A 21,926-nucleotide genomic window follows, 5' to 3' on the forward strand; every position below is an offset into this window, starting at 1 on the left:
CAAAATAATCATAAAAAGTGAATATATTCGTTTATGAATTAATATCTACTGGACACTTTTTTCATTGAATAAAGAGAATAAAGAGAAATATAGAAAGAAAATGACACTTTTATGACATATTTCATCTTTAATTGAACACAAGCTTTACTCTTTAATGTTATTTATTTTTGTTTTGATATACCGACAGCAAGTTAGGATGCTTGGGGCTGTGATAACAGTCTTTTTTATGTGTTTGTTGATGTAACAGTCACAAGGTATCGAGACATGAGAGAGTGAAATGAAAAAAAATGTCATAACGTGGTTTTTAGTGGGGGTAATTAATTTTTCCCAAATCAATATGAGTATGGCGCAGGAAAAATGGGAGCATCAGGCGCCAGTAACAGAAATAAGTCAAGATGGCACTTGGATTGGGTTAGGCTCTGGAATTGTGATTGGGGCGGCTGTTGGTGGGCCATTAGGGGCAATTATTGGTGCATTTACCGGTGGGCTGATTGGTAAATCAACAGATAAACAAATAGCATTAGAGAAGAATCAGCGGCAATTAACTCAGAGTCAAACTGAGATCAACAGGCTTAAACAATGGCAACAAGTGTCGATAGAAAAACAAGCGGAATATGAAAAAATGGAGCAAGTGTTAACGGCTTTGTCGTTAGGCTTAACCATTCAATTTAAAACGGGATCATCAGAGATTGAAGCACACTTTAAAAAGCAACTGCAAGATGTTGCCACTGTGATGCAGTTATCTCCTCAATGGGTGATCACTTTAACGGGTTATGCTGATCGTCAAGGTCACAATGATTTTAATCAGGCATTATCGCAGCAAAGGGTGGCTGAAGTTATGCAATATTTAAAACGACAAGGTGTAGAAGATAATCGGTTAGTGGCCGTTGCACTTGGCGATCGTTTTCCTGTTGCAGAAAAAGCGTCATTGGAAAATAATTTTTTTGATAGAAGAGTGACGTTACAACTGGAGTCTATATTAGTAAACAATTGATGAAATAAGAGTTATTGATATTGAGGCTTCAATAACTCTTATTATTGATCAAGAAAGGATACAATTATAGAATGTTATTCCATAATGATGCCGCTAAAATTGCCCCAAGGAGCGGACCGATAACGGGTACCCAAGCATAATGCCATTGTGACGTGCCTTTATTAGCGATAGGTAAAATGGCATGGGCAATACGGGGACCTAAATCTCGAGCGGGATTGATTGCATAACCTGTTGGTCCGCCTAAAGAGAGGCCTATTCCCCAAACGAGCATAGCCACCAAATAAGGGACGGCGGCTGCGGCTATTTCCCCCGAGGAAACAATGGCGCCAATGCCAAAAATCAGCGCGACAGTCCCGATAACCTCAGTGATCAGGTTACTGGGTGAATGTGCGATGGCTGGAGAGGTACAAAAAACGGCCAGTTTAGCCTCTTTGTCTTCGGTTTCTTTCCAGTGAGGTAAATAAGTCAGCCAAACTAAACTGGCACCGATAAAGCAGCCTGCTATTTGAGCGAGGCTGGCGGTGATGACATAATAGAGCGAGTCATATACTCCAAGAAAGTATTTTGCTAACGTCACCGCTGGATTAATATCCGCTTGCGGTGAGCCACTTGAGCTTGCCACGAAGACACCAATCATAACTGCAAATGCCCAACCCGCTGTGATGGTTATCCAGCCACCGTTATTTCCTTTTGATTTTGACAGTACAACATTGGCGACGACGCCGCCGCCAAATAAAATTAAAAATAAACTGCCTAAAAATTCACCCAGTAAATATTCCACAACTATTATCTCCCTTATAATTGATATTGTTAGCCTCTATTGGATTAATCAATAAAGGCATATTCATCTTACTTAGAGCGTATTCGAGATACGGCATCTAACCAGCCATCATAAAGTGTCGTTTGAAGCGCTTTCTCCATTGTGGGTGTGAAGCTTTGTTCACAATGCCAAAGTTGGCTTATTTGTTCTAGAGACTTGAAGGTGCCTGTATAAAGTCCTGCAAGGTATGCTGCGCCTAAAGCCGTTGTTTCTTGAACGACAGGGCGATCAACGGTTGCGCCGAGTATATCTGATAGAAATTGAACAACCCAATTATTGGCGACCATGCCACCATCGACCCGAAGAGTATTGGGGCGGACGGCGCCATCGCTTTCCATGGCGCGCTTAAGATCTTTCGTTTGATAGCAAACAGATTGCAGACCTGCGCTGACTATTTCACCAATACCTGTATCGCGAGTGATGCCTAAAATAGCGCCTCTTGCTTGCGGATCCCAATAAGGGGCCCCCAGTCCTGTAAACGCAGGCACCATATATACACCATGATCAAGGGGTGTTTTTTCAGCAAGAGATTCGGTTTCATGTGCATGTTCAATAAGCTGTATACCATCTCTTAACCACTGTACTGCAGCGCCGGCCACAAAAATACTGCCTTCTATCGCATAAGTTACCTTACCATTTAATCGATAGCCAACTGTGGTTAATAAACGATTTTTTGAGCGTAGGGCTTCATCACCCGTATTGAGCATCATGAAGCATCCTGTTCCATAGGTGCTTTTGACCATGCCTTTCTCAAAACAAGCTTGACCGATGAGAGCGGCATGTTGATCGCCTGCCATGGCTGAAATCAAGACCTCTTCTCCAAAAATGCTTTTTTCGGTTTGTCCAAAATTTGCGCTACAATCTTTGACTTCAGGTAAGATTTTAGCTGGAATTTCAAGTCTATCCATCAACTCTTGATCCCATTCTTGTTGATGGATATTAAATAAGAGTGTGCGAGATGCATTGGTTGCATCTGTCATGTGGCTTTTTCCAGCAGTTAAGCGCCATAATAAGAATGTATCCACAGTTCCAAATGCCAGTTCCCCTTTTTCGGCGCGAGTTCGAGCGCCTGGGACATTATCTAAAATCCATTTTATTTTGGTACCAGAAAAATAGGGATCGACTAATAGTCCAGTTTTATCCATGACAATGTCTTCAAAGCCATTATCAATCAAGTCTTGGCAGTAATCGGCGGTCCGTCTATCTTGCCAGACAATGGCGTTATAAATGGGCTTACCGGTTTTTTTATCCCAAATGATGGTGGTTTCTCTTTGATTGGTTATACCGATACAGGCAATATCAGCGCCACTTAATCCTTTATTTGCTAATGCTTGATGACAGGTCGATAGGGTTGTACTCCAAATTTCTTCTGGATCGTGTTCAACCCAACCATTACTAGGATAAATTTGTTTGAATTCTTTTTGAGCTGAACTTACAGCAAGCCCTTTTTCATTAAAAATAATGGCACGAGAGCTGGTGGTACCTTGATCGATAGTGAGGATGTAGGTTGACATGAGGGCCTCTTGTTCTTATTAATGTTGTTTTTAAGGTTTAAGTTGTCCATTGAGCCAGAATGCTCGATACTAAACATAAAAAAAGCAAAATAAAAGAACAAAAGTGAAGCTAAATGTTGTTTATTTTTCGATTTGCTAATTTTATATACGCTTTATAACGAGTTGTCCGATAGTACCAAAGTCGTCTAATTGTAACAAGCTGTATACATTTATGATTCATTTGAGCCGTATATAGGTATATTATTCACTGTTTTGTAAAGTTACACCTCAGCCTTGCAGAGGTTAGTTCCATGGTTTTGGTAAGCTTACAGGGCAAAGTAAGGAAAGGGTTACTGGTGAGGTTTTAAAGTACTTTAGGGATATGTTAGCATTTAGCCCTAACATTGATGAACGCGTTGAATGATGGGATGTGGAGAGAGTAAAATCATGAGTCAAAAGCTACGGCAAATGAAAATCATAGAGCTAGTAAAGGCCCAAGGTTTTATTACAATAGAAGATTTAGTCGCCTATTTTGAAGTGACACCACAAACGATCAGACGAGATTTAAATCAACTGGCGGAACAACAACTTATTAGGCGCCATCACGGTGGCGCAGGCTCTGAGTCTAGTACAGAAAATACTGCCTACAGTACACGAAAAATTTTACAATTATCTGAAAAACAGAGAATTGCAGATGCTGTTGCTGAGCAAATTCCCGATAATGCATCATTATTTATTAATATTGGCACCACCACCGAAACCATTGCAAAAGCCTTACTAAATCATAAAGGGTTACAGGTTGTGACTAATAATATTAATGTCGCCTCGATATTACGAGTGAAGGAAGATTTTAATGTGATTATTGCTGGTGGAATAGTCAGAAGCCGTGATGGTGGGGTAATTGGAGAGGCCACTCAAGATATTATTGATCAGTTTAAAATGGATTTTGGAATAATAGGGATCAGTGGTATCGATAATGACGGCTCATTATTGGATTTTGATTATCAAGAAGTGCGTATCGCACAAGCGATTATTAAAAACTCTCGTACGGTATTGTTAGCGGCTGATCATTCTAAGTTTGGCCGCAATGCCATGGTCAGACTCGGCAATATTGATCAAGCCAATGTGTTGTTTACCGATCAAGAACCTCCAAGGCCTATTCAAACGTTATTGAATCAACATGATATTAAGTTAGTGATTGCATCTGAGTAATCAGGCTTTCTGCTAAGTGTTGTTGCTATTCAGCTTTGCTTTACTGCTAGGAGACTCGTTAAAGCCTATAACTGAAAATATAAAGCTGACATTAGCGATTGCTCATTCTCTTTTTCTTGAAAACATTCGTTAAAATGGATGTTTTTTTATGCTATTTTTATTACGAATGTCATGCTAAATAGATAAGGAGCAGTGATTGCTGAGGGCATTAAAGGAAAGCCGTGACAAGATAGGCTTATTGAGTGGATTATTATTAATCAGCCTCTTTAATCAGGGTTGTACACAGTATTGGCAGAGTAAGCAGTATGGTGTTGATTCTGTTTGTTATCATAGCTTGGCAATACAGCTCCCTGCACAGTGGATACAGTTTGACCCGATTTTATGCACAAGACTGACTCAACCTCAACAAAAAATGAAATTAACAAAAAACCAAGTGAATCATTTTGTGGGGTTTTTATGGAGTGTCGACATTCCAGTACCTGAACTGTTTGCTTTGAGTAAGGTATTACCTAAAACCACTTTAGAGTTATTACGCAGTGTTGAGTTAAGAGGTGTGTCTTTAAGTGATGCGGAAGATATGGCTAAGTACTTAGTGAATGTGCCTGAGCTCTATTCCATTCACAATATTGCTTTTTTTGATGAAAATACGTCTCATATTATTGGCCGGCAGTGGCATGAGATTGACTACAGTGATGAAGGGCTGAGCTGGCAACAGCAGCAAAAAACATATGCAGCTTATGATATTACAAATTTTAAAAGTGTGGCGAACTTGAAAAAGTTTTTCCAAGTTGAATCTACGTTACCTTATTTTAAAGAAGCATATCAATAAAAGGAAGTGCGTATCTACTTACTTTAGAAGTGAGGGAGCATCTTTAAATGTTTTGTTCCATTCGTTCTTGAATTATTCAAAGTAGCCCATAATCGGGTTGTTAGCCATTTATATACGGATAAGAGTGTTTATTGAATCCAGCCTCCAATGGTGATATATCGCTTGTAGTGGTTTTGTGTGTGAGAGCCTCTGTAGCACGCTGTCAACCTATCTGGACTGCATGGATAGTGGGAAATGCCTTAAATTATTGAGAACAATTTTGGTCTTGGGCGTTCTACGACTTCAAATGGCATCCTTGCTTAAGTGCCAGCCAAATCTCCCTATTTGTCACTCATAGAAGCCATGTTATGACTTTCACTTTGAAGTCGAAGGCATACAGATGCATTCACACTGTTGAATAAACAGCAAATAATTAAAAGTTATGGCTCCCTATTTTTCGCTTAAAGAGGTGATTATGCCATCTTTGTCTCCGCTCGAATGCCTTGCTACCCTAAGCAAAGCAAAGCAAAGCAAAGCAAATCAAATCAAATCAAATCAAATCAAATCAAATCAAATCAAATCAAATTACTTCAGTTTTCTTTACCCTGTTTCATTCAGGATATTTTTTATTGGAATGTTAAAGTTATTCCGATAGGGACTTAAAAAGCAAAAGTAGCTTGTTTTTCAATTTAGGTTACTTAGCGTAGCGAGCTTTATTTAAATAAACAGTGAATAATTAGAAGAAAGAGGCAATCAAAATTGTGAACTAGCGCAGTATGTTAATACAAATGAGGAATAGGTGAGTTTGTCAGTTATTGATAGCATCATGTTGTTAAAAATATACATCAATTTTATACTGAACATGGAGAATTGAGCTTTAATGACTTTTATAATGTCTTCATTGAGATTAATAAGGCCATGAGTGCTGGTATTTAAAATGAAAATACATTGTCAACGGATGCTATTATAGGGTCATTATTTTAAGAAATTTAACGACAACATACATAACTAGTGCTACTTTCTACACTTTTCTCGTGGTTTATTTTTATTTCATTATACTATTCAACATGATAATTAACAGGCTCGCCAGTACGGCTCAATGCCTAAAGGACTTAGGTTTTAATAATGACAAAACGAATGATTAATCAATGGCTGTTCGTCATGATGGTGGTGTTATCGTTATCCAGTTGCGTGAGTTGGTTCGCGCCGAATGTGGAAAAGGAATTAATCTCGTTACAAGCAGGTGAATATACACTCGATAAGTCACATGCGGCATTATTGTTCAAAATTCAGCACTTAGGGTTATCAACGTATGTTGGGCGTTTTAATCAATTTGATGCAGAGCTTAATTTTGATCCCAATAACATGGCGTCTGCATCACTAAAAGCGACAGTGAATATTCGCTCTATTGATATTAATAATGCTGATTTGGCTGGGACCTTACAAGATACCACTTGGTTTGATAGTGAACGCTTTCCACAAGCCACATTTATGTGCCATACTGTGACACCACTGTCTACATTACAATCGAATAACCGTTTTAATTTCTCCGGCGATCTCACTCTGAGGGGAGTGACTAAACCTGTGATATTTACAGCGACTTTTCATGGTGGAGCAGATAATTGGCTGACAGGGAAATACACCATTGGATTTAGTGCTGTCGGTCAAATCAAACGGTCTGACTTTGGTATGGACAGTTATATTCCGATTGTTGGGGATGAGGTTGAATTAGAAATTTATGCTGAGTTTTTGAAACAGGGATAACTGAGGATAGCGCAAATATTTTCTTTGTGGCGATTTATCTTATTTCCAACTCACAGCCTTCAAAGTTGACATGCATTTTTTCTTAATAACTATATGTCTTATATGTAAATCGGCTTGAAGAACCGCACCTTCAAGCCATTTCAAGAGAGACTACTTTGCTTAAGCAAAATGTGAGTGTGTATCTAGGGTATGTGTATCGCTTTATTTAGCCAAATTTCAACACTGCTTCAGGCACAATTGTCTGTGACTTTTTTGCTAAGTAATCTTCAAGTTGCTGTTGTTGTGCCTCATTGAGGTATAAGCCTAGTTTACTGCGGCGCCAAAGAATGTCTTCTGCATGTATTGCCCATTCATTGTCTGTCAAATAATCAATTTCTGCCGCGTAGAGATCGGCGCCAAAGTGTTTACCGAGATCCTCAAGTGCTGTGGCTTCAACTAAAAACTCAAGACAAAGAGTGCCGTAGCTGCGAGCGAAGCGTGCGGCCATCGATGGTGTTAACCAAGGGAAGTGACTGAGAAGCTGCGCTTCAAACATTGACTTAAAATCTTGAGGACTGGTACTAAGACTATCGTGACTCGAACTCTTATCTGGATGATGATTAATCGTGACATGTTCGGCGCCGGGTAAAGGTGTCTCAGCAGTCCATTGCTCACCCATTTTGTCATAGTATGGTTTGAGCTTTTTCATTGCCGTTTCGGCTAATTTTCGATAGGTGGTGATTTTGCCACCAAAGACAGAAAGCAACGGGGCGATTGCGTTGTCATCTTCAATTTCAACGGTGTAATCTCGAGTGATGGTGGAGGCTTTATCCGACTCATCATCACATAAAGGTCTCACTCCAGCGAAGCTTGAAACGATGTCATTTGTGCTTATTTGCTTTTTAAAATGCAGATTGACCAAGGTGATTAAGTAGTTTTTCTCTTCATTTGAAATGCTGACCTTACTGGGATCGCCTTGGTATTCGACATCCGTTGTTCCGATGAGTGAAAAATCATCATGATAGGGGATCACAAAGACAATACGTTGATCTTCATTTTGTAAAATATAGGCTTCTTTTTCATCATGGATTTTAGGCACAATAATATGACTGCCTTTGATAAGGCGTATACCATGAGCTGCGTCAAGCTTGAGTCCTTCTTCAATGAACGAGGCGACCCATGGGCCAGCTGCATTGACTAATCCTTTGGCATAGACACATTGTTTTTTATGAGTGAGTTGATTTTCGAGGTGGATCTCCCATAAGCCATTTTTTCGTTTCGCACTGACACAGCGGGTTTGAGTGACAATGTTGGCGCCATTATTTCTAGCGGCAATCGCATTAAGGACGACAAGTCGAGCATCATCAACGTAACAATCTGCGTATTCAAATCCTTTTTTAATATTTGCTCTTAAGGGACTTTGGTTATTAAATTTAATGCTCTTTGAACCTTTTAGAGTTTCTCTTTTTCCTAAAAAGTCATAAAGAAATAATCCCGCTCGAATCATCCATGCTGGACGAAGATGTGGCTGGTGCGGAAGGCGAAAACGTAAAGGAGAGACAATATGGGGCGCTTTTTTTAGCATGACTTCTCTTTCTTCTAAGGCTTCTCGCACTAAACGAAATTCATAATGTTCTAAATAACGTAATCCTCCATGAATAAGCTTACTGCTTGCAGAAGAAGTCGCTTGTGCTAAATCACTTTGTTCACACAGAAAGACTGATAAACCGCGTCCTGCAGCATCGGCAGCGATACCCACACCGTTGATCCCGCCGCCAACGATGAATAAATCAACTACCTCTTGTTTCTTGGTCATTTATGGCCCCTTAAATGGCGATGTCGTTCAGTGTGTTTAAATGAGTAGCTTTAAATCAGTGTATTGAAATAAAAATGTCGACATAAACGTTTTAGGTTACAGCTATAACAAATTACTTATTGCCATAAGTATAATACTGTATGTTCGTTTGTGTGTCTTATTTTGACAATTTAGCGTTTAAAAGTGATTCTTTCAATCTTTTTCGAACTTTTTCGAACATTTGGTGTTGTTAAATGGGTATTATTTGGGGAAGTATTTGATTTTTATAGAGGGGGTGTTTTTCAGTTTATTTTTTAAATGTCAATAAATAGGATTTAATTGTGTCGTTATTTATGTGTTACCGTATTGGAATTGTTATTTAAGGTGTAGAGGTGAGCGTGAATCGAAAAATGGTGACGATCCTATTAAGTGGTATCGGTTTGTTAGCGAATGGGGCATTTGCGTCGGAGAATGCAATTGAAAAACAAGTTAATTTGACCCGATATAAGCAAGATGTGAGTCGACTGGCAAGCGATCAATTTGGCGGTAGAGGACCCTTATCAGAAGGGGAAACGTTAACGCTCAATTACTTAGTCAAGCGGTTTAAGGAAATGGGATTAAAACCTGGGTGGGGTGACAGCTATTTACAGCCGGTGCCACTGGCTAAAATTACCCCAGAAAAAGGCATATTGCTAAAGGTGGGAGCGCTTGATTTTAAGAATGGAACTGATTTTACTGTACGCTCTGAGCGTATGGATAAACAGATTAATCTGGAAAAAAGTGAACTGGTTTTTGTGGGTTATGGGATTAATGCACCTGAATATGGCTGGAATGATTATCAAGGACTTGACGTTAAAGGAAAAACAGTAATTATTCTTGTTAATGATCCTGGTTTTGCGACCCAAAATCCAAGATTATTTAAAGGTAATGCCATGACCTATTATGGACGCTGGACCTATAAGTATGAGGAAGCGGCTCGTCAAGGGGCGAAAGCGGCGCTTATTGTTCATGAAACAAAGCCTGCTGCTTACGGCTGGGGAGTAGTAGAAAACTCTAATACTGGCAGTAAATTTACTTTGGTGGATGATAACAATAATCAAGATAAATTAGCCATTATGGGCTGGATACAAAAAAATGTGGCAATACAAATTTTTGCTAAGGCGGGATTTGATTATAATAACCAAAAACAGCGAGCAGAGAAAAAAGATTTCCGGCCGGTGCCATTAAAAATGTCAGCCAGTTTGACCTTAAATAACACCATTGAAAAAGCCCAATCTTATAACGTATTGGCTTTATTACCCGGCAGTCAACGTGCCAATGAAATGGTGGTATTGCAAGCACATTGGGATCATTTAGGGACAGTGATTGATGATAACGGTAAACAGCATATTTATAACGGGGCTGTTGATAACGCCAGTGGTGTTGCGGGAGTATTAGAGCTAGCGCAGATTTTTAAAACTCAGTCTAATGATAAACCTTTTGAGCGCTCTATTTTATTTGCCTCTTTTACTGCCGAAGAGACAGGCTTGATTGGAGCGCAACACTTTTCGTTAAATTCCCCTGTACCTTCAAAAGAGTTGGTGGCGTTTCTTAATATTGATGGCATGAATGTGAACGATGAAGTCAGTTATATTTTACGTTATGGTGAGGGAGTATCGACATTAGAAACGGATTTAGCTGCGGCCGCCAAAGCGCAGGGACGAAAGGTGAAAGGGGATCCTCGCCCTGAAAATGGATTATTATACCGCTCAGATCATTTTGCTCTCGCTCAGCAAGGTATTCCAGGATTATTATTTATGAGTTTAGGGGATACTGATCCAGACTATATTGCTCATAAATACCATACCGATAAAGATGATTATTCGCCAAGTTGGTCCTTAGGTGGAGTGAAGCAAGATTTAGGCTTAATTGGCGATATTTTGGCTAAGCTAGCCAATAATAATGATTGGCCTAAGTGGCTAGAAGAGTCTGATTTTAAAAAGCGCCGCGCGCAAGATGGTCGCTAATATTTTTATCTGATTTAGCGACTAATATTAAAGCAGCCAAGCACCTAACACCATTAGCCATGTGAGCCCACATAAGACTAAGCTGACAAAAACAGCGGCAGAGGCAATATCTTTGGCTTGGCCACTTAAGGCGTGGTGTTCACTACCGACTCTATCAACAACGGCTTCGACGGCCGAATTAAGTAATTCTGTGATAAGTACAATGAAAAGTGTCATAACAAGAATGAGTTTTTCGACGAGTGAAACATTAATGAGTAATGCCGTAGGTAACAGAATAATGGCTAAGATTAACTCTTGTCTAAAGGCGGCTTCATGTTTCCAAGCTGCAGCCAGCCCTTTCATAGAAAACCCCGTTGCTTTAATGACACGTTTTATACCGTGATTATTTTCTGGTTTCATAACGCCCTTTAATAATATTAAGAATACGAATATTTTATACTCGATAGAAAGAATAATAAATGCGGTTAACGCCATCATCTGCATTGAAGCGGCCAGAGTATAAACCTAAAGGCCGTAATAATGCTAATTTAATCGACTTGGCGCGGGAGGATATTGTTGAACTTTACATTTTTTGAGTGGAGTCATTAACAGATAGTCAGAATAATCTTGATGTGCGTACTATTCTTGTTAATTGGACTGGGCTATATCGCTGGATCAAGGAAAGAGATGCAAATATGTTTAAAATATTATGTTTGTCGATAGGATTACTTTATCTAGGCGCTCTTTTTGCAGATGAACTGGCTTGGCGCCCACCGATCCAATTGGCTACAGAGTTAAAAGACGATCTTATTGTTACCGATTATCTTGTGAGTGAAAAGCTAGATGGGATCCGGGGTTATTGGAGTGGAACTGACTTTTATACCCGTTCAGGTAAACCCATTTCGGTTCCGACTTGGTTTACTCAAGGTTTCCCTCGTTACCCGTTAGATGGTGAATTTTGGCTAGGGCGGGGACGGTTTCATAAAATATTGAGTGTGATCAAGCAGACCCAAGCTGAGCCCCAACAATGGCAGTCAGTTCGTTTTATGGTATTTGATTTACCTGCATCGGAGGTTACTTTTGAGGCGCGCTACGAGTTAATGCGCTCATCGCTGAAGGGGCGCTCTATTTATTTAGATGTGATCCCCCAGATAAATGTCAATTCTCAAGCTGAGTTAAATGCATTATTAGAAGATACCCTCAATAAGGGGGGAGAAGGCTTGATGTTGCATCATAAAAAAGCGTTATATAAAGTAGGCAGAAGTTCGCAAATATTAAAACTTAAACCGCTTTATACCGCCAGCGCAAAGGTGATTGGTTATCAGGAAGGCAAAGGCCGCTTTCAAGGTATGATGGGGGCATTAGTGGTACAAATGCCCGATGGTCAAACATTTAAATTAGGCAGTGGGTTTAATGATAAACAAAGAAGCTATCCTCCGAAGATAGGGACTCAAGTCATTTATGAATACAGAGGCCTAACACATAAAGGTATTCCTCGTTTTGCCACTTTTGTTCAATCAGAAAGGGCTGAAATGAATATAAAGGAAAAAAAATGATCCAATCCATTTTGTTGGTTTGTATGGGCAATATTTGCCGCTCGCCGACAGCTGAAGCGATTTTTAAAACCAAAATTGCTGCGGCTGACTTAAATGTAACCATTGACTCTGCTGGAACATTGGCCTATCACCAAGGCTCCATGCCAGATCATCGCAGTGTGATAGCGGGTAATCGTCATGGTTATCAATTTGATAATATGATTGCCAGGCAGGTTACGGCACAAGATTTTCATCAATTTGATTTAATATTGGCAGCTGATGAGAATAATCTCATTGATTTACAGGCAATATGCCCAGCAGAGTACCAAAGTAAATTACAGCTGATGATGGCATTATCTTCATATGATGATAAAAACGTACCGGATCCTTATTACGGACCTGGAGATGGCTTTGAAATTGTTATTGGCTTACTTGAGCAAAGCGCAGAGCAATGGCTTGCTTATATTGTTGCCGAGCAAAATCGTTCTTGATAAGTCAGCAGCAGAGCATATTGAGCGAGATAAAGTCTGCCGCTGGTTTGTTAAAGTGGGATAGGTTATTAGGAATTGTGGCGCTTACCTGAGCGTTTGAGTTTTTCTTGTTCTCGTTTTAAGGCTTCTTTTTCTGCTTTTTCGGCTTGAATTCTGGCGACTTCGGCTTTTTCTTTTTCTGCCATATCAGGTGTTTCAAGGGATAATAAGCCAATTTTTCCAGAGCGGAATTCATGTAACAGTAATTCTGATACTTTATGTAAATCTATTCGCCCACCAGGTCTTAACGCACCTCGTTTACGGCCGATAGCTTCAAGCAGTTCTATGTCGGTATTGGGGAGAGTTACTAACTTATAACGTTCACTGATTGCTTTTGGATAGGCCTCTAGGAAATATTCAGCTGCAAACATCGCAACGTCTTCATATTCCATCGCGGTATCTTTAATGGCACCTGTGACAGCGAGTCGATAACTGCTGGATTCATTGTCGACCTTAGGCCATAGGATCCCAGGTGTATCAGATAACACAATACCGTTTCTCAGATTAATACGTTGCTGGGTTTTGGTGACAGCGGGTTCATTACCTGTTTTAGCAATGGTTCTTCCGGCAAGGGTATTTATGATGGTGGACTTCCCAACATTGGGGATCCCCATAATCATAGTGCGAATGTCTTTTTCTAGTTTATCTCGGCTTGGCACAAATTTACGACACAGATCAGGGATCTTCTTGACTTGGCTTGCTTGCAAGGTGGTAATGGCCATCGCTTTGACACCTTGTTCTTGCTCCAAATATTCAATCCATGCTTGAGTGACTTCAGGATCGGCTAAATCTGATTTGTTGAGTAATTTTATACAAGGGCGATCGCCACGAAGTGTTTGTACCATTGGATTTTCACTGCTATAAGGGATACGCGCATCGAGCACTTCAATCACTAAATCGACCTGAGGCATAACCTCTTCGATTTCTTTGCGCGCTTTGTGCATATGTCCTGGATACCACTGAATTGCCATTGTGAGTTGCTCTGTTTGTTATAAACTTATGGCGGGATTTTACCTTGTTCAAGTGAGTGAACACAAATAAAAAGCGCCCTTAGGCGCTTTTTACGTTTTCAATAGCGTTAGATTACGCCTAATTCTCGTAATCGCTCTTTTAAATACTCGTCGGCTGTGTATTTGTCTGAAAGGACAACTTCAGGGTTCGGGTGTAAAAATAGAGGAAGTGAAATACGAGACTTGCTCATATCGCTGCCTTCTGGATTGATTACCCTATGGGTCGTGGACGGAAAGTATCCACCGGATGCTTCTTGTAGCATATCACCAATGTTGATGATGATATTACCAAAATCACTGGGAACATCTAACCAATTACCGTCTTGTGTTTGTACTTGTAACCCTGGCTCATTCGCTGCAGGTAATACGGTTAATAAGTTGATGTCTTCATGGGCGGCAGCACGAATAGCACCGACTTCCTCATCACCAGACATGGGAGGATAATGTAATATTCGAAGAAGCGTTTGATGACTATTTTCAATCATTTTTTCTAGTGCCATTGAGTATTTTTCAGACACAAATTCAGGTGAGTATTTCTCGACCCAGGTCAATAACTCTGAGGCTAATGCATTGGCATGTTGGTAGTATGTCGTGATATTATTTCTTAACGACTCAGGGATCCTGCCATTTGGATAAACATGGTAGTATTCTTTTATGTCTTTAACCTTATGACCTTTAGCCGTTTCAGAGACACTGGCTGGGAAAAAACCATCTTGGGTTTCGGGTTTAAATAAAAAGTCGTTCTTTTCATCACTATCGAAAAATACTTGCCATTCTTTGTAGATAGTTTCAACAAGCTCTTGGCTTATTGGGTGGTTAGAAAGTACTCCAAACCCCGTTTCTCGTAATGATTTGACAAATTGCTCAGCGCTATCGGGCGCACGGTAGTCTATTGTTTCTAGTTTCATAATGCCGCGTTCTTATTTTATTGTAATACAGGTATAGTTTAACTTTGCTTATTTATCTGTGCAATATTGTCAGATTAATTTGAATATAACCTTAAATTAAGCAAGGTCTTCACTATATTACGCTGTTTATGAATTGATGGGTAGTCCCTGAAGCGTATACGCTTGTTAAACATTCTAAGATCTTTTATTATTTTTGAGTAAATATGAAAGAATATATTGATGTTAAGGGTCTTTTGTTAAAGCAGCTAATACTCATTTTTTGTCAATCATGTTGTGACAAAATGAGGCATTATTGGAGAATGAAAGCATGAGAGAGTTAACGAATGCTGAAAAGAATGTCATTGAACTGAAAGGCACTGAGGCGCCTTTCAGTGGGGAGTATTATTTACATGATGCACCCGGTATTTATAGCTGCAAAAAATGTGATAGTCCCTTATTCCGCTCAACGGATAAATTTAATGCCCATTGTGGCTGGCCCGCATTTGATGATGAAATTGCTGGAGCGATAAAGCGTATGCCTGATCTTGATGGTCAACGTATTGAGATTTTATGTCAGCACTGTAGTGGGCATTTAGGGCATGTGTTTGAAGGAGAAGGCTTGACGAGCAAAAATACTCGTCATTGTGTCAATTCTATCTCGATGGTATTTAAAGGTACGGATTAAATGAATGATGAAATAATCACTGATAATAGTGATGTGAACTTGGAAGTTGCCACTTTAGGTGCAGGTTGTTTTTGGTGTGTAGAAGCGATTTTTTCATCCATTAAGGGGGTGATAACGGTACAATCAGGATATTGTGGTGGTAAAAAGGAAGACGCTAACTACCAAAAGGTATGCTCTGGCGAGACAGAACATGTAGAAGTGCTGCAAATAACCTTTGATAAAACGCTGATCCGTTATGATGAGTTGTTGGGTATTTTTTTTCATAGTCATAATCCAACGACATTGAATCGTCAGGGAAATGATGTAGGGACACAATATCGTTCTGTTATTTTTACTCATAGTCAAGCTCAAGAGACTGCTGCCTTATCTGCGATTACTGCGTTAACTCAGCAAGGCGTTTGGTCAGAGCCGATTGTCACTCAAGTTGAGAAGGTCACAGATTTCTACCCAGCAGAAGATTACCATAATGATTATTTTGCTCGCCATGGTGAAGCGCCGTATTGTGCTATGGTGATTAAACCAAAAGTTGAGAAAATGCAAAAGGCATTTGCAGAACATTTAAAAACGAATTGAGCGAGATGACTTGCCAATAAAAAATAGCGAGTCATTGACTCGCTATTTTTTTATTTTATTTTTAGATCATTGAATTAAGATAAGTTAAGGTGCGACTTTGTCAACGGCGACTTTATAGTTGGGATCTTCAATGGAATTGACTTCCACTAAATCACCCGCTTTAGCCAGTAATTTTTTACAGTCGTTGCTTAAGTGACGTAAGTGTAAACGCTTACCTGCATTACCATAACGTTCAGCTAAGGTGTCAATAGCATCAAGTGCTGAATGATCGCAGACTCTAGATTGTTGAAAGTCTACGATGACATCTTCAGGATCAGACTGGGCATCAAAGAATTCTAAAAATTCAGCCGCAGAACCGAAAAAGAGAGGACCATTAAGTTGATAGACTTTCCAACCATTTTGATCTTCTTTTACTTTAATGCTGATATGCTTAGCATGTTCCCAAGCAAAAACCAGTGCAGAGACAATGACGCCCACAAAGACCGCGACGGCTAGATCAGTAAAGACAGTCACAACGGTGACAAGAACAATGACAAAGGCATCATGTTTAGGGACCTTACGCATTGTTTTAAAGCTTGCCCATTCAAATGTGCCTAATACAACCATGAACATAACACCGACTAAGGCGGCCAGTGGGATCATTTCGATGAAGGCTGAACCAAATAAAATGAAGGCTAAAAGTGCTAGGGCTGCTGTTATTCCCGATAAACGACCGCGTCCTCCAGAATTAATATTGATCATAGACTGCCCAATCATTGCGCAGCCGCCCATTGCACCAAAAAAACCACTGGTGATATTGGCGACACCTTGACCCATACACTCTTTATTACCTTGTCCACGGGTGCCTGTCATCTCATCAATCACAGTCAATGTTAGCAAAGACTCAATTAAGCCTACGGCAGCGAGTATGATTGAATACGGCAAAATAATGGAGAAGGTTTCTATATTAAAAGGCACAGATGGGATTGAGAATGTGGGTAAGTTACCTGCAATGGTAGCATTGATATCTCCGCTCATTGAGCGAAGAAAGTCCAGTACATTACGTGTGTCTAAATCCATCCAAACAACGATCAGCGTAACTGTTAATATAGCGGCCAGTGATGATGGGATGGCCGTTGTTAACTTGGGAAGAAAATGAATGATAAACATGGTGAGCGCAACAAGGGCTAACATGATCATTAATTGATTTTGGGGAAGCCAAGTCATGATGCCATTGGCATCTGGGATTTTAAATTGACCCAATTGAGCAAGAAAAATGACAATGGCCAATCCATTCACAAACCCCATCATAACGGGATAGGGGACTATACGAATAAATTTACCGAGTTTGAATAACCCTGCGCAAACTTGTATTAAGCCGGCTAATACGACGGCGGCAAATAAATATTGGATCCCGTGTTCGGCAACCAATGCAACCATGACGACAGCCATAGCACCTGTTGCTCCCGAGATCATACCTGGTCGTCCACCGATAAGGGCAGTGATCAGTCCCATGATAAAAGCGGCATATAAGCCAACCATAGGTTCCACGCCAGCAACAAATGCAAAAGCGACGGCTTCAGGTACCAATGCAAGTGCAACGGTTAATCCTGACAGAATATCGGCTTTATGGCTGGTCGTTTTGTGACGAATGAGTTCGAACATTTAACCTCTGTTGTAAATTTGTTGGATGAATTATTTTGGTCGCGAATATTAACAAATAATAATCAATAAGGATATGAAAAAGCCATGCAGGTTTGCATGGCTTTTCTATTTTATCGTGTTGATGGATTAAGGTTTGGCAATACCTGCAGTGATACTGTTGGCCGTTTTGGCTTGTGGAGCGACAGTATTTGTTTCACTGTTAGCATATTGCTTTCCTTCTGGAGTGGCAACATGCTCTCTCGTTTCGACTATCGGTTTTGTGGTATCAGATGACACCATAGTGCCAAAGCGACTTGGTTTTACTTTAACAGTGTTTTCAGGCTTGGTTTGCGCTTGATTATCTGTGCGTTCCGCATTAATAATCACTTTACTTTCAGCCATGATAACACTGTCAGTGAGATTGACTTCCGCCGCCATTGGTATTGCAGGTTTTGCCATTGGTGCTTCAGTAGCATGTGAACCTTGCTGGTTTTCAACTGCCACAGAGGCATTGGCATCAATGCTGCTCGTTGTGTTATCAGTGGTTGCAGTTTCAATTTTGGGTTGCATGGCACTGTGCTGGCTTGCCGCTGGGCTTATATGAGCATCATAAGCAGGCTGTGCTTGAGCGGCTTTGGCCTCTTCAACCTTTTTGCTTTCTTTTTGCTCAGGCAGGTTGGGTATCATCTCAGGTTTGATGGTGACAGTGTCACTCTGTGAAGGGACAGGTGTGTCTGCCACTGCAGTTTCTGTTTGCATCAAAACGTCATTAGTTTCTGTAGCCACTGTTGATACGACAGGCGTATCATGACTTGTTACTACATTTATGCTTAAGTCAGTTTGAGCATCGGGTAATAAGCTTTCTGAAACTTCAATGGCTTTGTCAAGCGTTGAGACCGTTTCAGTCTCTTTAACCAGCTGTTCAGTAGGGCTAATAGTCGCAGACGTTGACATTGCCTTTGTCGGCGAAACAGGCGCGGAATGACTGCTCACTTTTGAAGTTCGAGTTACTTTTTTCGGCTTCGTGACGTTAACAGCAGACGAGCCTTGCTGGCTTTTGGACTGTGGCGTTGACTTAGCTTCAGGTGCTTTTGTCATTGTTGCTGCTAATGTGCTAGGCGATGTGGCGACAGCCGCACTGGTACTTGCACTATTGCCTCGACGGCGACTGGGCGCTTTTGTCGTTTGTTGGCTGTTTGTGCTTAATGGCACCTGCTCTGCATTAACAATGCTTGATGTTGATGGTTCAATCATGTTTTCAGAGGCGCTTGATATGTCAATATCGCTAGAAGCAATCGTTTCTTGCGCCTGAACTTCCTTATTAACCACTTGTTGTGGAGAAGCGTTGTGTTTCTCTGTTGACGAGTGGTGCCTTGCTGTCTGCTCAGGGCGCTGAGTCGGAAAGGTCACTTGTGGTGAAAACGCGCCAGAACTGGAAATCCCCGTCGCGACTGGCTCTTGTTGAGGCGCTGTTGTGTCAATAAAATGTGTGACAGGTGCTTCATCATGGGATTGGTGAGTTGACTCCGTTGGCGTTGCGCTCTCATCACGACGGCGGCGTTGTCCTGCAGCTCTTAAATGACGAGGACTGCGGCGACTTCTCCGTTGGCCTTCTTTTACTTCTTTCACTACTTGTGTATTGGTGTCAGTGCTCATCGGTGCTTCTGAAACCTTTGACTCCGTCGTTGTATTGACATCAACAGGTACTAGTGTGCTATCAGCTGATGATGCTTGAACAGCTGGGGATTTCACAGCCGGTGCTGCCTTTTCAGGAGTGTCAGTAATTTTGCGCTTATTTTGCGTTGCGTCTTGAGTCACTGGTTGCTTAACTGGCGTACGGTCTTGTTTAGTGGCTTTGCTCACTGCTTTTTCAACGTTGCCATCTGCAATAACAGACTGAGTGTCAGTGGCTGTATTTTGTTGTGCTTTTGGTTTTGCTTTACGTGTTTGGCGTTTTGGCTTAGAATTTTTATCCTCTTGAGATGTATTAGCAACAGCTGCAATTTGTGTTTCAGCCTTGGTATTGTCATTGATTGATGGTTGTTCATTATTGACGCGCACTTTACGTCGCATATTGCGGCGTTGGCGACGTTCTCTAGCGACTTCTTGCTTAGGCTGCTGAGCATTCGCCTCTTGAGGTGTGTTTGTGTCCTCATTACGTTGCTTACGGTTTTTATTGTTGCCGCGGGCGGTTTTGTTAAGTTCGCTTTTATCTTTATTATTGCGATTGTCACTTTGGCGATTAGCTGACTTATCTTTGTCTTTGCTATCTGCACGACGGTTTTCATTGCGACGACTATTTCTGTTTTGGTTATTACGTTGCGTTTTGTTTTGGCCTTGACGTTTTTTATTATTGTCAGTTTGGCTTTCTTTAGGCGTTTCACTGCTAAATAATCCACTTAATGCCGATAGCATGCGTGCAATTAAACCTGGTTGACTGGCTTTTTTCGTCGCTTTGACTTTCGTTTTTTGAGTGGTGTTATTCGTCTTCTTCTGAGAAGAGAAGCCTTTTAAAGCGGGCTCTTGAGGCGCAGCTCGCTCAAGTTTGCGTGGTTCGTACAGTGCTGCCTCAGGCTTTTCAAGCAATTTATAACTTGACTCGCTGATTTGGTCGTCTTTACGGTGACGTGATACACGATAATCGGGTGTTGTCATATTAGGATCGGGGATCACATACACTTCGACATTATGGCGTTGTTCAGTAATGCGAATGGCTTTTCTTTTTTCATTCAATAAAAAGGCGGCCACATCGACGGGGACAACAGCTTCAATTTGAGAGGTGTTTTCTTTGATGGCCTCTTCTTCCATTAAGCGTAAAATGGATAAAGCCAGCGATTCAGTTCCGCGTATAGTGCCTTGACCATGACAACGTGGGCATAAATGTGCCGCAGATTCTTCAAGAGAAGGGCGCAGACGCTGACGTGACATTTCCATTAAACCAAAACGTGAAATACGGCCTAATTGCACTCTTGCTCTATCGTGATGTACGGCATCTTGCATACGTTTTTCAACTTCACGTTGATGACGTACTGGAGTCATATCAATAAAGTCAATGACAACCAATCCACCTAAATCACGTAAGCGAAGTTGTCGAGCGACTTCATCAGCAGCCTCTAAGTTTGTATTGAGTGCCGTTTCTTCAATATCTCCCCCTTTTGTTGCACGTGCAGAGTTGATATCAATAGAGGTGAGAGCTTCGGTTGGATCGATAACGATTGACCCGCCAGAAGGCAGTCTCACTTCACGTTGAAAGGCAGATTCAATTTGTGTTTCAATTTGAAAATGTGTGAATAAAGGGACTTCGGCTTCATAACGTTTAATGCGCTCGACAAAGTCAGGACGAACCAGGGCGACATGTTCTTTCGCCTGTTCAAAAATACGAGGGTGATCGATAAGAATTTCACCAACATCCCGACGTAAATAGTCTCGAATCGCTCGAACAATCACATTACTTTCTTGATGAATTAATACCGGTGCTTTGGCATTGTCGGCTTCATCTTTGATAGCGCCCCAAAAATCCAATAGCACTTTTAAGTCCCATTTTAATTCTGATGGGTCTTTTCCTACACCAGCTGTGCGGACAATGAGTCCCATACCTTGAGGGACATCCAGTTCAGCCAGGGCGGCTTTTAATTCTGTGCGCTCATCCCCTTCGATTCGACGAGAAATACCGCCTGCACGGGGATTATTGGGCATTAAGACGAGATAAGAACCGGCTAAACTAATAAAAGTGGTCAGGGCTGCGCCTTTATTTCCTCGCTCTTCTTTATCAATTTGAATAATGACTTCTTGGCCTTCTTTCACCACCTCTTTAATATTGGGACGGCCTTGAAAGGAGTACCCTTTGGGGAAATATTCCCGTGCAATTTCTTTAAGGGGAAGGAAGCCATGACGCTCTGCACCATAATCAACAAAAGCAGCCTCTAAGGAGGGTTCAACTCGAGTGATGGTACCTTTGTATATATTGGCCTTTTTTTGTTCATGGCCAGGGCTTTCAATATCAAGATCGTAAAGCTGTTGCCCATCAACGAGGGCGACGCGCAACTCTTCAGATTGAGTTGCATTGATTAACATCCGTTTCATGATGACGTAATTCTTCTATATTAAGGTCATGAAACGCAAGTACATTTACTGCATTACGGGCCTAGTTTATGTTTCTCGTGCCTCACGGCAAGGTACTAGGCAAAGGTGCGCATACCGTTAGACGCAATCTCTGCGTGTCGCATCCTATTT

General features: G+C 41.0%; 15 protein-coding genes and 1 pseudogene. 8 read left to right on the forward strand and 8 right to left on the reverse strand.

Annotated features, from left to right (window positions below):
* Positions 1-277 precede the first annotated feature (277 nt).
* On the forward strand, positions 278-994 hold the full coding sequence (gene pdsO / locus Q0976_RS12975) for a sortase-associated OmpA-like protein PdsO (protein ID WP_299494247.1): 717 nt from the start codon (positions 278-280) through the stop codon (positions 992-994).
* A 64-nt stretch (positions 995-1,058) separates the two neighbouring features.
* Here pdsO and Q0976_RS12980 read toward each other — a convergent pair whose 3' ends face one another.
* The gene (locus Q0976_RS12980; RefSeq protein ID WP_299494249.1) at positions 1,059-1,775 is read right to left on the reverse strand and encodes an MIP/aquaporin family protein; all 717 of its coding nucleotides are present in this window, start codon (positions 1,773-1,775) and stop codon (positions 1,059-1,061) included.
* 68 nt (positions 1,776-1,843) lie between these two features.
* A complete protein-coding gene (gene glpK, locus Q0976_RS12985) occupies positions 1,844-3,328 on the reverse strand; it encodes a glycerol kinase GlpK (protein WP_299494250.1) in 1,485 nt (494 codons plus the stop codon).
* Between the two features lie 426 nt (positions 3,329-3,754).
* On the opposite strand from glpK, the gene Q0976_RS12990 reads away from it, so the two are divergent.
* The 3 genes from Q0976_RS12990 to Q0976_RS13000 all read left to right on the forward strand — a co-directional run bounded on the left by Q0976_RS12990 (position 3,755) and on the right by Q0976_RS13000 (position 7,091).
* Positions 3,755-4,519, forward strand: coding sequence for a DeoR/GlpR family transcriptional regulator (locus Q0976_RS12990; RefSeq protein ID WP_299494251.1), 765 nt, complete (start codon positions 3,755-3,757; stop codon positions 4,517-4,519).
* Between the two features lie 196 nt (positions 4,520-4,715).
* Positions 4,716-5,348, forward strand: coding sequence for a hypothetical protein (locus tag Q0976_RS12995; protein WP_299494252.1), 633 nt, complete (start codon positions 4,716-4,718; stop codon positions 5,346-5,348).
* A 1,104-nt stretch (positions 5,349-6,452) separates the two neighbouring features.
* On the forward strand, positions 6,453-7,091 hold the full coding sequence (locus Q0976_RS13000; protein WP_299494253.1) for a YceI family protein: 639 nt from the start codon (positions 6,453-6,455) through the stop codon (positions 7,089-7,091).
* A gap of 205 nt (positions 7,092-7,296) precedes the next feature.
* On the opposite strand, the gene glpD is transcribed toward Q0976_RS13000, so the two are convergent.
* Positions 7,297-8,886 (reverse strand): glycerol-3-phosphate dehydrogenase, encoded by a 1,590-nt coding sequence (gene glpD / locus Q0976_RS13005; protein WP_299494254.1) that lies wholly within the window; start codon positions 8,884-8,886, stop codon positions 7,297-7,299.
* Positions 8,887-9,275: 389 nt separating this feature from the next.
* On the opposite strand from glpD, the gene Q0976_RS13010 reads away from it, so the two are divergent.
* Complete coding sequence (locus Q0976_RS13010) at positions 9,276-10,871, forward strand: M28 family metallopeptidase (RefSeq protein WP_299494315.1); 1,596 nt, start codon at positions 9,276-9,278, stop codon at positions 10,869-10,871.
* A 27-nt stretch (positions 10,872-10,898) separates the two neighbouring features.
* Here the strand turns inward: Q0976_RS13010 and Q0976_RS13015 are convergent, their stop codons facing one another.
* Complete coding sequence (locus tag Q0976_RS13015) at positions 10,899-11,270, reverse strand: diacylglycerol kinase (protein ID WP_299494255.1); 372 nt, start codon at positions 11,268-11,270, stop codon at positions 10,899-10,901.
* Positions 11,271-11,545: 275 nt separating this feature from the next.
* Between Q0976_RS13015 and Q0976_RS13020 the strand changes: the two genes are divergently transcribed.
* A complete protein-coding gene (locus tag Q0976_RS13020; protein ID WP_299494256.1) occupies positions 11,546-12,406 on the forward strand; it encodes a DNA ligase in 861 nt (286 codons plus the stop codon).
* Positions 12,403-12,876, forward strand: coding sequence for a low molecular weight protein-tyrosine-phosphatase (locus Q0976_RS13025; protein WP_299494257.1), 474 nt, complete (start codon positions 12,403-12,405; stop codon positions 12,874-12,876). Before Q0976_RS13020 ends, Q0976_RS13025 begins: the two co-directional genes overlap by 4 nt.
* Positions 12,877-12,944: 68 nt before the next feature.
* Here the strand turns inward: Q0976_RS13025 and ylqF are convergent, their stop codons facing one another.
* Together ylqF and Q0976_RS13035 are read right to left on the reverse strand one after the other, a co-directional pair.
* Positions 12,945-13,886, reverse strand: a complete 942-nt coding sequence (ylqF, locus tag Q0976_RS13030) for a ribosome biogenesis GTPase YlqF (protein WP_299494258.1) — start codon at positions 13,884-13,886, stop codon at positions 12,945-12,947.
* A gap of 107 nt (positions 13,887-13,993) precedes the next feature.
* Positions 13,994-14,833, reverse strand: a complete 840-nt coding sequence (locus tag Q0976_RS13035) for a 2OG-Fe(II) oxygenase family protein (RefSeq protein ID WP_299494259.1) — start codon at positions 14,831-14,833, stop codon at positions 13,994-13,996.
* Between the two features lie 307 nt (positions 14,834-15,140).
* Between Q0976_RS13035 and Q0976_RS13040 the strand changes: the two are divergent.
* Positions 15,141-16,070, forward strand: a pseudogene (locus Q0976_RS13040) (bifunctional methionine sulfoxide reductase B/A protein).
* Positions 16,071-16,154: 84 nt separating this feature from the next.
* On the opposite strand, the gene Q0976_RS13045 reads toward Q0976_RS13040, so the two are convergent.
* Positions 16,155-17,714 carry a SulP family inorganic anion transporter gene (locus Q0976_RS13045; RefSeq protein WP_299494260.1) on the reverse strand — a complete coding sequence of 520 codons (1,560 nt, stop codon included), beginning with the start codon at positions 17,712-17,714 and terminating at the stop codon, positions 16,155-16,157.
* 126 nt (positions 17,715-17,840) lie between these two features.
* Positions 17,841-21,776: a ribonuclease E gene (gene rne, locus Q0976_RS13050; RefSeq protein WP_299494261.1), complete on the reverse strand. Its 3,936-nt coding sequence runs from the start codon at positions 21,774-21,776 to the stop codon at positions 17,841-17,843.
* Positions 21,777-21,926: the final 150 nt, after the last annotated feature.

The sequence above is a fragment of the uncultured Shewanella sp. genome, from assembly GCF_947501665.1.
In the GTDB taxonomy this organism is placed as follows: domain Bacteria; phylum Pseudomonadota; class Gammaproteobacteria; order Enterobacterales; family Shewanellaceae; genus Shewanella.

What these genes read in the sequence shown, in the direction of transcription:
- glpD (WP_299494254.1), bottom strand. Translation starts at nt 8,886, where the DNA reads ATGACCAAGAAACAAGAGGTAGTTGATTTATTCATCGTTGGCGGCGGG.
- Q0976_RS13045 (WP_299494260.1), bottom strand. Translation starts at nt 17,714, where the DNA reads ATGTTCGAACTCATTCGTCACAAAACGACCAGCCATAAAGCCGATATT.
- glpK (WP_299494250.1), bottom strand. Translation starts at nt 3,328, where the DNA reads ATGTCAACCTACATCCTCACTATCGATCAAGGTACCACCAGCTCTCGT.
- Q0976_RS13020 (WP_299494256.1), top strand. Translation starts at nt 11,546, where the DNA reads ATGTTTAAAATATTATGTTTGTCGATAGGATTACTTTATCTAGGCGCT.
- ylqF (WP_299494258.1), bottom strand. Translation starts at nt 13,886, where the DNA reads ATGGCAATTCAGTGGTATCCAGGACATATGCACAAAGCGCGCAAAGAA.
- Q0976_RS13035 (WP_299494259.1), bottom strand. Translation starts at nt 14,833, where the DNA reads ATGAAACTAGAAACAATAGACTACCGTGCGCCCGATAGCGCTGAGCAA.
- Q0976_RS13015 (WP_299494255.1), bottom strand. Translation starts at nt 11,270, where the DNA reads ATGAAACCAGAAAATAATCACGGTATAAAACGTGTCATTAAAGCAACG.
- rne (WP_299494261.1), bottom strand. Translation starts at nt 21,776, where the DNA reads ATGAAACGGATGTTAATCAATGCAACTCAATCTGAAGAGTTGCGCGTC.
- Q0976_RS13010 (WP_299494315.1), top strand. Translation starts at nt 9,276, where the DNA reads ATGGTGACGATCCTATTAAGTGGTATCGGTTTGTTAGCGAATGGGGCA.
- pdsO (WP_299494247.1), top strand. Translation starts at nt 278, where the DNA reads ATGAAAAAAAATGTCATAACGTGGTTTTTAGTGGGGGTAATTAATTTT.
- Q0976_RS13025 (WP_299494257.1), top strand. Translation starts at nt 12,403, where the DNA reads ATGATCCAATCCATTTTGTTGGTTTGTATGGGCAATATTTGCCGCTCG.
- Q0976_RS13000 (WP_299494253.1), top strand. Translation starts at nt 6,453, where the DNA reads ATGACAAAACGAATGATTAATCAATGGCTGTTCGTCATGATGGTGGTG.
- Q0976_RS12990 (WP_299494251.1), top strand. Translation starts at nt 3,755, where the DNA reads ATGAGTCAAAAGCTACGGCAAATGAAAATCATAGAGCTAGTAAAGGCC.